Raw genomic sequence first — 2,544 nt, forward strand, 5'->3', positions numbered from 1 at the left:
TGATCGAACTGGCGTTGACTGCCATCAGGAAGGGTAATTGAAATCATACTATATCCTTGGTTGTGGCCAATACGAGAGGCCTTAAAAACCAAAAAGCACCTGCAAGAGGTGCTTGATGTATATATCTGGTAGGCACGATTGGATTCGAACCAACGACCCCCACCATGTCAAGGTGGTGCTCTAACCAACTGAGCTACGTGCCTGCTGTGAAGCGCGAAATTATACGCAGTCAGGCATATTTTGCAAGCGCTTTATACCGTCAATAGAACTAAGTAAATCCAGCCATATAATTAGGTGTCAATTACAGAGCAACCGGTCCCAGCGCCATCTTTCTTACTTTATCAAGTTCATCTCTTAATTTAGCTGCTTCTTCAAACTCCAGATTCTGTGCGTGTTTATACATCGCATTTTCAATCTGTTGAATACGTTTAGCCAATTGTTGTGGAGACAACGAGGCATATTTGGCATGCTCTTCGGCCACTTCAGCAAAACGCAGTTTTTCCTCTTTTTTGCTTTTCGAATCATCCATGCCACCACGAATCGATTTGATAATACCCATTGGAGTAATACCATGCTCAAGATTATGAGCAATCTGTTTTTCACGCCGCCGATCGGTTTCATCAATTGCCCGTTGCATTGAACCGGTAATCTTGTCTGCATATAAAATCGCTTTACCATTAAGGTTTCGCGCCGCACGTCCGATTGTCTGAATCAGCGATCGATCACTACGCAGGAACCCTTCTTTATCAGCATCCAGAATAGCTACCAGCGAGACTTCAGGTAAATCCAGTCCTTCCCTGAGTAAGTTAATCCCCACCAGCACGTCAAATTCACCTAGCCGTAAATCACGCAGAATCTCCATCCGTTCGACCGTATCAATATCCGAATGCAGATATCGCACCTTGACGTTGTGCTCGCGTAGATAATCAGTGAGATCTTCGGACATACGCTTGGTCAATGTGGTGACCAGGACCCGCTCATTGACCGCTGTACGTTTATTAATCTCGGAAAGCAAATCATCGACCTGCGTACCGACCGGACGAATTTCCACTTCGGGATCGATTAACCCGGTTGGACGCACTACCTGTTCGACGATATTGCCAGCATGTTCTGCTTCATATTTCCCAGGCGTAGCCGAAACAAAAATGGTCTGCGGTGCCTGCTTTTCCCATTCATCAAACATCATTGGTCGGTTATCCAGTGCAGACGGTAATCGGAAACCATAATTTACTAGCGTTTCCTTACGTGACCGATCCCCCTTATACATTGCGCCAATCTGCGGAATCATCACGTGGCTTTCATCAATGACCAAAATGGCATCATCAGGCAGGTAATCAAATAAAGTGGGCGGTGCCTCTCCTGCTTGTCGAGTCGATAAATGTCGAGAATAGTTTTCAATACCGTTGCAATAACCAAGCTCTAATAACATTTCGATATCAAAACGGGTGCGCTGCTCTAAGCGCTGAGCTTCGACTAATTTATTCTGTTCATTTAGTTCAGCCAATCTTTCACGTAATTCATCTTTGATCGAATCCACAGCACCAAGAATAGTCTCGCGTGGCGTGGCATAGTGGGTTTTAGGATAAATGGTAATGCGGTTCATGCGTTGCAATATTTCACCCGTTAACGGATCGAAATAACTGATCTGCTCTACTTCATCATCAAACAACTCTACACGTACCGCATCACGTTCCGATTCAGCCGGGAATATATCAATAACCTCGCCTCGAACCCGATAGGTACCACGCGATAATTCAATATCATTGCGTGAATATTGCAGTTCCGCTAATCGGCGTAATATTTCACGTTGATTAATGATATCGCCCTGAACCAGATGCATGACCATCGCCAGATAGGCATCTTTATCACCCAAACCATAAATACAGGAAACACTGGAGACGATAATCGCATCGCGCCGTTCCAGCATGGCTTTGGTTGCCGATAAACGCATTTGTTCGATTTGTTCGTTCACCGAGGCATCTTTATCTATAAAAGTATCGGATGACGGCACATAGGCTTCGGGCTGATAATAATCGTAGTAGGACACGAAATATTCCACCGCATTATTGGGAAAGAACTCTTTCATCTCACTATAAAGTTGTGCAGCCAGCGTTTTATTGGGAGCCAGAACCATTACCGGACGCTGCACAGCTTGCGCAACATTGGCAATAGTAAAGGTTTTTCCCGAGCCGGTGACCCCCAACAGGGTCTGCCACATTTCACCGTTGTTTAATCCCTCAACCAGCGACGCAATCGCAGTTGGTTGATCCCCCGCCGGTTCAAACTCGCAGACTAATTCAAATTGTTTTTTCATACTCTTTAGCAATGTCCGTGTTTATCGTATATTACGGTTTTCTAATCACTATCGTTTCTCGAAGGACAGATTTTGACTATCAAACTCTCACAGCGCGTTCAAAGCATCAAACCCTCACCTACTTTAGCCATTACCGCACGCGCCGCGGCCTTGAGAGCCGAAGGTAAAGATATTATCGGTCTTGGTGCCGGCGAACCGGATTTCGATACGCCGGATCATATTAAACAAGC

At 45.4% G+C, this 2,544-nt stretch carries 1 protein-coding gene, 1 tRNA gene and 1 pseudogene; 1 reads left to right on the forward strand and 2 read right to left on the reverse strand.

Annotation, left to right across the window (positions count from 1 at the left end; all coding sequences use genetic code 11):
* Positions 1-126 precede the first annotated feature (126 nt).
* Both B3M51_RS06720 and uvrB read right to left on the reverse strand, forming a co-directional pair.
* Positions 127-203: transfer RNA gene (locus B3M51_RS06720), tRNA-Val, on the reverse strand.
* Positions 204-301: 98 nt separating this feature from the next.
* Positions 302-2,314 carry an excinuclease ABC subunit UvrB gene (gene uvrB, locus B3M51_RS06725; RefSeq protein WP_292356016.1) on the reverse strand — a complete coding sequence of 671 codons (2,013 nt, stop codon included), beginning with the start codon at positions 2,312-2,314 and terminating at the stop codon, positions 302-304.
* Positions 2,315-2,386: 72 nt separating this feature from the next.
* Between uvrB and B3M51_RS14465 the strand changes: the two are divergent.
* Positions 2,387-2,544: pseudogene (locus B3M51_RS14465) on the forward strand (aspartate transaminase); the annotation flags it as partial.

This window comes from Methylophaga sp. UBA2689, from assembly GCA_002354555.1.
Taxonomy (GTDB): Bacteria; Pseudomonadota; Gammaproteobacteria; order Nitrosococcales; family Methylophagaceae; genus Methylophaga.

What these genes read in the sequence shown, in the direction of transcription:
- uvrB (WP_292356016.1), bottom strand. Translation starts at nt 2,314, where the DNA reads ATGAAAAAACAATTTGAATTAGTCTGCGAGTTTGAACCGGCGGGGGAT.